The 7100-nt window shown below is 60.3% G+C and carries 6 protein-coding genes; 2 read left to right on the top strand and 4 right to left on the bottom strand.

Features of this window, described 5'->3' with window-relative positions:
- The coding region (locus tag AAAB16_RS10925) for a 3-hydroxyacyl-CoA dehydrogenase family protein (RefSeq protein WP_340663338.1) at positions 1-1497 on the top strand (1497 nt) is incomplete at its 5' end.
- A gap of 106 nt (positions 1498-1603) precedes the next feature.
- Here the strand turns inward: AAAB16_RS10925 and AAAB16_RS10920 are convergent.
- The 3 genes from AAAB16_RS10920 to AAAB16_RS10910 form a co-directional block, all read right to left on the bottom strand.
- Positions 1604-2986: a phosphate ABC transporter substrate-binding/OmpA family protein gene (locus AAAB16_RS10920; RefSeq protein ID WP_340663337.1), complete on the bottom strand. Its 1383-nt coding sequence runs from the start codon at positions 2984-2986 to the stop codon at positions 1604-1606.
- A 127-nt stretch (positions 2987-3113) separates the two neighbouring features.
- Positions 3114-3848 carry a TorF family putative porin gene (locus AAAB16_RS10915; RefSeq protein ID WP_340663336.1) on the bottom strand — a complete coding sequence of 245 codons (735 nt, stop codon included), beginning with the start codon at positions 3846-3848 and terminating at the stop codon, positions 3114-3116.
- Positions 3849-4074: 226 nt separating this feature from the next.
- A complete protein-coding gene (locus tag AAAB16_RS10910) occupies positions 4075-5820 on the bottom strand; it encodes an amidohydrolase (protein WP_340663335.1) in 1746 nt (581 codons plus the stop codon).
- 107 nt (positions 5821-5927) lie between these two features.
- Here AAAB16_RS10910 and AAAB16_RS10905 point away from each other — a divergent pair, with 107 nt between their 5' ends.
- Positions 5928-6854 carry a LysR family transcriptional regulator gene (locus AAAB16_RS10905; protein ID WP_340663334.1) on the top strand — a complete coding sequence of 309 codons (927 nt, stop codon included), beginning with the start codon at positions 5928-5930 and terminating at the stop codon, positions 6852-6854.
- Here the strand turns inward: AAAB16_RS10905 and AAAB16_RS10900 are convergent.
- Positions 6851-7100, bottom strand: a 250-nt coding sequence (locus AAAB16_RS10900) for a hypothetical protein (RefSeq protein ID WP_340663333.1), incomplete at its 5' end; no start/stop codon positions are given. The two genes, AAAB16_RS10905 and AAAB16_RS10900, sit on opposite strands and share 4 nt — an antisense overlap.

Here is a 7100-nt window from a genome sequence, read left to right as displayed (position 1 = left end):
GGCTACAAGATTCCTGGCGGCACGCCGTCGAGCCCGAATGTGGCGCAAATGCTCGCCATCGCCCCGTCGGTACTGCGGGATAAAACCAAGGGCTGCTTCCCGGCGCCGGAGAAAATCATGTGTGCCGCGGTGGAAGGCGCACAGGTGGATTTCGACACCGCGCAATTGATTGAAGCGCGCTACTTCACCGAGCTGACCACCGGCCAGGTGGCGAAAAATATGATTGGCACCTTCTGGTTCCAACTCAACGAAATCAACGCCGGTGGCTCGCGGCCGAAAGACCAACCGACCTATGAAACCAAGAAAGTCGGGGTGCTTGGCGCCGGCATGATGGGCGCAGGCATTGCCTATGTCTCGGCCGTGGCCGGTATCGAGGTGGTGCTTAAAGACATCTCGGTGGAAGCGGCAGAGAAGGGCAAAAGCTACTCCGCGACCTTGCTCGACAAGAAGGTCAGCCGTGGCCAACTCACTGCAGAAAAACGCGATGCCGTGTTGGCCCGTATCAAAGCCACCGCCGATGAGGTCGACTTCGCCGGTTGCGACCTGATTATCGAAGCGGTGTTTGAAGACCGCGAGCTTAAAGCCAAGGTCACCGCCGCTGCCGAGCGCCATGCCTTAAGCGACGCGGTGATTGCCTCCAACACCTCGACCTTGCCGATCACCGGCCTGGCCAAGGCGGTGGAAAAACAGGACAAATTTATTGGCCTGCATTTCTTCAGCCCCGTGGACAAAATGCCCTTGGTGGAAATCATCAAAGGTGCGCACACCAGCGACGAAACCCTGGCCCGTGGTTTCGACTACGTGATGCAGATTAAAAAGACCCCGATTGTGGTCACCGACAGCCGTGGCTTCTTTACCTCGCGGGTGTTCGGCACCTTTACCAACGAAGGCCTGGCCATGTTGGGCGAAGGCGTAAACGCCGCGATGATCGAAACCGAAGCGCGTAAAGCCGGCATGCCCACTGGGCCGTTGGCGATCAGCGACGAAGTGTCGATGAGCCTGATGAACCATATCCGCCAGCAAACCGCGAAAGACCTGGCCGCCGAAGGCAAGCAAATTCCCGAGCACCCGGCGTTCGCGGTGGTCGACCTGATGCTTAACGAATACAAACGTCCGGGCAAAGCGGCCGGTGGTGGCTTCTACGAATACCCGGCTGGCGGCAAGAAATTTCTCTGGCCGGAACTGAAAAGCCGCTTTGAAAAGCCTGACGCGCGAATTTCCCAGGAAGATGTGCGCGACCGCATTCTGTTTATTCAGGCGATCGAGACGGTGCGCTGTGTGGAAGAGGGCGTGTTGCTGTCCACCGCTGACGCCAATATCGGCTCCATCTTCGGCATTGGCTTTGCCGCCTGGACCGGTGGCGCGCTGCAGTTTATTAACCAGTACGGGTTAAAAGACTTCGTCGCGCGGGCGCAGTACCTGGCCGAGCAGTATGGCGAGCGTTTCTTGCCGCCAGCGTTGTTGCTGGAGAAGGCGGCGAAAGGCCAGGGGTTCTAGCCAGCCGTCCACACCCTTTGGTGCGCACAGCACGTAGGTTGCTGTGCGCACCATGGTGATCGCCGGGGTATTGCCAAGGTGCGCATACCCAGCGGGCGGCGATGGCTCAGTACACCCACACCTCAACCCGGCGGTTTTTGATCCGGCCGTTTTCGGCGCTGTTGGCCGCGACCGGCAGCTCGTCGCCGAGGCCGTCGATGTCGCGGAACATCACACCTTCTTTGGCCAGTTCACGGCGCACGGTCATGGCCCGTAGTTTCGACAGCAACGCCGCACGCGCCGGGTCGGCTTTGGGGTCGCCAAAGCCCAACAGCACTACCTGGCGGTTGAGTTTGTTGTGGTCTTTGAGGTAGTCCAATACGCGCTGCAGGTCATAGTGGGATTTGTTGTCCAGCGCGGCGCTGCCTTCTTTAAAACGGAAGTTCACCGACAGACGCTGCGCGTCGCGCGCCAGGTCTTGGTAGCTCTTGGGCATGTCGTTGCTGGGCGCCACTTTGATCGCTTGTACGGTCTGCGCGATAAAGCCGGTTTTGGCGACGATGGCTTGGCCTTCGGGGCTCTGGGCGAATTTCACCAGGGCGTCGGCCCAGGCATTTTTTGCCTGTGGCGGCAGGTAGAAAAACAGCCGGCGTGACAGCGGGTAGTCTTCGGTGGCGATCAGGCTGGTGGATGGCGGCATGGCTTGCGAGTCGCCATCGGCAATCGCCACGGCCTTGGCCTGACGGATATAGGGCAGGCCGATAAAACCGATGCCGGCCGGGTCTTGCGCCACTTCATCGGAAAGCTGTTCGCTGGACTCAAAACGCTTGGCGCCAGCGCCGAGGGTTTTGCCGTGGCTGCTGAGGACCAGTTCCTTAAAGGTGTCGTAGGTGCCGGAGTTATCGTCGCGGGCGTACAGGTGAATGGGGCCACCTTTGCCGCCAACGGCTTCCCAGGTTTTTGCCTCGCCGGAAAAGATTTGCGCCAGTTGTTCGGTGCTCAAGGCGCTGAGCGGGTTGCTGGGGTGGAGAATGATCGCCAGGCCGTCGATGGCGATGATTTGCTCGGCACCACGGCCTTTTAAATCACCCAGCGCGTTAAGGTCTTGGTACTCGCTGTCTTTGATTGGGCGCGAGGAGGCGGCCAGTTCGGCGCTGCCGTCTTTTAAGGCGACAAAGCCGGTGCCCGAGCCATGGGCGGCAACGATGATGACCACGTTGCGGCCCTGGGCGTTCTGGCCGATCAGGCGCTGTTCGTTGTCGTTGCCGGTGGGTTCCATGCGGATGTTTTTCAGGCCCTGTTGCTCGAACAGGCCTTTAACCAATGCTGGGCCAAGTTTGGCGCCGATGGTGTTGGAGCCTTGAATGCGCAACGCCGGGGCGTCGCCCGCTGGCGCCGGCAGGGCGGCAAATACCGACCAAGGCAGGGCGTAGCAGATAAACCCCAGAACCAAAAAGGTGACAGTGCGAATCCAAGTATCGCGTTCGGTTACAGCCAGGGCGCGCGGCATGCGGCAGGACCTTATTCTAGAGCGGTGGAAAGTGCCCGGAGAATAAGTCGGGAAGATTGCAGGAAGGTTACAGCGGGGGCGTAAGACGCTGCGGCCCGAGGTTTTAAATCCGGGCCGCAACGGGCGATCAGAACGACTTGCTGACGCTGGCGACTACGGTAGCACCGCAGGTGTCGGTAAAGCCGTAATTGCTCGCGCATTGGCCGTTGGAGAGGTCGGTGTCGATATAGCTCAGGCCCCAGGTGACCTCGAACAGGTCATAGCTGAGCTTGGCCTCCCACTCGCGGTAGGAATCGGTGCCGTTGCCGGCTTGCGACCAGAACAGCGGGTCTTTGAAATCCATACGGCCGTAGCGCAGTTTCAGGCCGATATCGGCGGGCAGGGTGGTTTCGTAGCCTAAGTAGCTGTAGAGCGTGTCTTGATCTTTACCGAACACAGTCGGCGCATCGCTGGAGTAGTAGGCGGCCGCTTTAAACCCGTAAGCGCTGAGGATGCTGTAGACCTCACTTTGGTTGAACTGGCCTTCTTTGGGGTAGGCGTACTTGATGTAGCCGGTGTCCAGGCTGATGTCATCGTTGGCCTGCCAGAACCAGCCGGCGTAGTAGTCCACTTCCTGGCGGGTTTTCAGACCAAAGCCGAAGTCGACGTTTGAAGTCCAGGCGCCGGCATACAAGCCGCTGCTGTGTAGCAGGGTGACGCCGACTTGGGCGGTGGGGTCGTTCTGCGTTTGTGAGATACCACGGGTGCGGTAGTCACTGGCCAGGGTGAGGTCGACCTGCACGGCGAAGTCGTCGTTCAGCGGTATGGCGGCCTGGCCGGCGAGCGGAAACAGGGTGAGGCCTGCGAGTAAGAGGTGCTTCATGCGGTGGTCCCTATGTTGTGGTTGTTATGGACAGTGCGAGGTCAAGGCTTCGCCGCAGACCTGGATGCAACAGGTCTGGGCCAAGCAGGGGTGACGTTTCTTGTTAGGTCGGTGCACCTGGGTCCCCGCCTGCGCGGGGACGACGGAGGTTTTCAAAACCATCGTCTTTCCCGCGCAGGCGGCGGTCCGACGTTTCGGGACCCAGAATCGTGAGACGAACGCGGTGCTAGAGGGCTGCCGGCGCGTACACCTGCTTCCCGGCAAAGTAGGTATTCAGCACTTGGGTTTCCCCCAAGCTTTTCGCATCGACGCTGAACACATCACGGTCAACGATGATGAAGTCCGCCGCCTTGCCGGCTTTCAGTGAGCCGATCTGTTGTTCCAGGCCGATGGTTCGCGCGGCGTTGAGGGTGTAGGCGTAGAACATGGTGTCGCGGTCGATGCGTTCGTCAGCGTTGAGCACGCCTTTGGGGCCTTCACGGCTGATGGCCTGGGCAATCGCCAACCACGGGCTGGGGCTGGACACCGGCCAGTCGCTGGCGCCGGCAATAGTGGCGCCTTGTTTCAGCAGCGAATGCGCCGGGTATTGGTAGCGGAAGGCAAAGGCGCTGACGTAGGGCTTGACCATATCCAGGGTGTATTCATCGCCGCTGGCCCACAGCAGTTGCATGGCGGCGATAACGTTTAGCGGTTTAAAACGGGCGAATTCCTTGGGGTTTACCAACTGCAGGTGGGTGATGGAGTGGGTGATGCCGCTGTTGCGGTCTTTGCGTGCCTGCTCGATGCCGTTGAGTGATTCGCGCACGGCGCGGTCGCCGATGGCGTGGATATGCACCAGCCAACCACGGGCGTCGATGGCGCTGACCAGTTCGCCGAAGTGTGTGGGGTCGATCAGCAGTTCGCCGCGTTTGCTGGAGTTGGTGTAAGGGTCGATCAGCGCGGCACTTTGTGCCGGGTACTCAAGCACGCCGTCGGCGAAGATTTTGATGCCCGGCAAGGTCAGGTTGGCGATGCCGCTGAACTGCTCGCGCACGTTACCCAGCACATCCAAGTCGCTTGGCCGGCTCTTGCTGTTGGCCACCAATAACGCGGCAACGTGGGCGGTGAGTTGGCCTTTTTCCGCCAGGGTTTTGTACACCGGCAAAATGCCCACGGATTTCTCGGTGGGCTTCATGGCAAATACGGCTTCACCCGGCGCAGCGTTGGCGGCGGGGTCCATCCAGGCGGTGATGCCTAAGCTGTTGTTGAACTTCACCGCGGCCTGGCCGGCCTTGAGCAATACCGCTGCGCTGGGTGGCGGCAGGGCGGCGGCGGCGCGGTCCCAGCCAGCGTCGACAAGAAAGCCATTGGGCTCGCCGTTGGCCAATTTGCCGATGGTGTCGGCTTCGGCGGCGGGCAGGTTTTTGATCAGCGTGGCGTCAATGCCGGCACGCTTGAGCATGGCGTTGTTGATCCAGCCGGTGTGGTGGTCGCTGCCCATAAAGGCGATGGGTACGTTGGCCCATTCGCCGTTGTTAAACAGCTTGCCTAGGCCCTCGGCTTGCGCCCAATACGCTGAGTTCATGCCGGCAACGGTCAGCACCTCGCCATGCCCGGCGCTGCCATCGTCGCGCCAACCGCGCAGGCGTTTTTGCAGTTCTTCCAGGGCTACCACTTCATCACCCATGTTGGCCGAGGCCATTTCCAGGCCGCCGAAAATGGCGTGGGAATGGGCGTCGATCATGCCGGGCAATAGGGTTTTGCCGCCGAGGTCGATCAGTTGTGTGTGGGCGTCGGCCAGGGCTTTTACCTCGCTATCGCTGCCTACCTTCAGCACCTTGCCGTTCTCGACCGCGAGCGCTTGTGCCTTGGGCTGGCTGCTTTCGGCGGTAAACACCTTGCCGTTAAATAACACCAGGTCGGCAGCGGCCATCGATTCCATCGAGGAAAAAGCCACCGCTAGCGCCAACAGGTTCGGAATGAACCTTTTCATGGAAAACCCCTTGTATTTATTGGTCTGCTGGCGAGACTAGCGGCTGCGCTTGCCTGGCAGAACGCCTGCCAGGAGCAAAACCCTTTTGCCTGATGGGAAAAACTGCAATGGATAAACTCAGCGCTCTGGGCATGTTTGTCGCCACTGCCGAGCACGGCAGTTTTAGCCGTGCGGCCGAGCAATTGGGCAAAACGCCCTCAGCGCTGACCAAGGCGGTTAGCCACTTGGAGGCTGAGTTAGGCAGCCGCCTGTTTGAGCGCAGCACCCGGCGCACGGTGCTGACCGAGGCTGGGCGTTTGTACTTGGAAACGGCGCGCCAGGTGCTGCAGCGTTTGCATGAGGTGGGTGAAGAAATTGGCCAGTTGCAACATGGCCTGCACGGCAACCTGCGGATTACCGCGCCGCTGGCGTTTGGCCGGGCGTTTCTGGATGAGGTGTGCGCAGGCTTTCTGGCCGAGTACCCGCAACTGACCGTGCATATCGACCTGTGCGATGCCTTTGTCGATCTGGTCGAAAGCGGTTATGACCTGGCGCTGCGAGAAGGCCCCAGTGATTTACCTGGGCTGATCGCTCGCCGTGTGGGACGTAACCGCATTTTTATCTGTGCCAGCCCGGCGTACTTAGCGCGCAATCCGGAGCCACTGACGCCGTACAACCTCAACCGCCACGACTGGTTGGTGTATCAGCATTCGGCGCTGGATAAACACCTGTGGTTTGTCGAGCGCGATGGCCAACGTTTTACCCTCGACCATCCGCAAAAAGCCCGCTTGCGCAGCGATAACTACGATCTGTTGTTGGCGGCCGCGTTAGCCGGCACCGGGTTGCTGCATACGCCCGAGTGGAGCGTGGGCCCATACGTGGCTGACGGCCGTTTGCAGCGGGTGCTGGCGGATTACGAGATCGACCCGGATGCCTTCGGCCCGAATATTTTGGCCGTGTACCCGAGCCATCGCCGCGCCACCGGCAAGGTGCAGGCCTTTATTGATTTTCTGGCTGCATTTCTTGCCAAGCGGGGGCTGGACGGGGCGCTTTAGAAGAAGCGGGTAACGCTGACCTTGGCGTTGCGGCCTTGGCTGCGCACGCTGTCGCCGCTGAGTTGCGGTATGTAGTCTTTGTTAAACAGGTTGTCGATGGTCAGGTTCACTTCCGTGCCTTTCAAGCCTTGCTGGCGAGGCTTCCAACTGGCGAACAAACCGAACACCGCGTAGTTGTCGTTTTTCGCTTCGTCGTAGGGGTAGTCGCTGGCCCAATCGAGGCTGGGGTAGCGGTCGGTCTTGAGC

The sequence above is a fragment of the Pseudomonas sp. genome, assembly GCF_037994325.1.
GTDB lineage: Bacteria > Pseudomonadota > Gammaproteobacteria > Pseudomonadales > Pseudomonadaceae > Aquipseudomonas.
The sequence above is the reverse complement of the archived record's forward strand: the minus strand, read 5'-3'. Positions and strand labels throughout refer to the sequence as shown.

What these genes read in the sequence shown, in the direction of transcription:
- AAAB16_RS10920 (WP_340663337.1), bottom strand. Translation starts at nt 2,986, where the DNA reads ATGCCGCGCGCCCTGGCTGTAACCGAACGCGATACTTGGATTCGCACT.
- AAAB16_RS10915 (WP_340663336.1), bottom strand. Translation starts at nt 3,848, where the DNA reads ATGAAGCACCTCTTACTCGCAGGCCTCACCCTGTTTCCGCTCGCCGGC.
- AAAB16_RS10910 (WP_340663335.1), bottom strand. Translation starts at nt 5,820, where the DNA reads ATGAAAAGGTTCATTCCGAACCTGTTGGCGCTAGCGGTGGCTTTTTCC.
- AAAB16_RS10905 (WP_340663334.1), top strand. Translation starts at nt 5,928, where the DNA reads ATGGATAAACTCAGCGCTCTGGGCATGTTTGTCGCCACTGCCGAGCAC.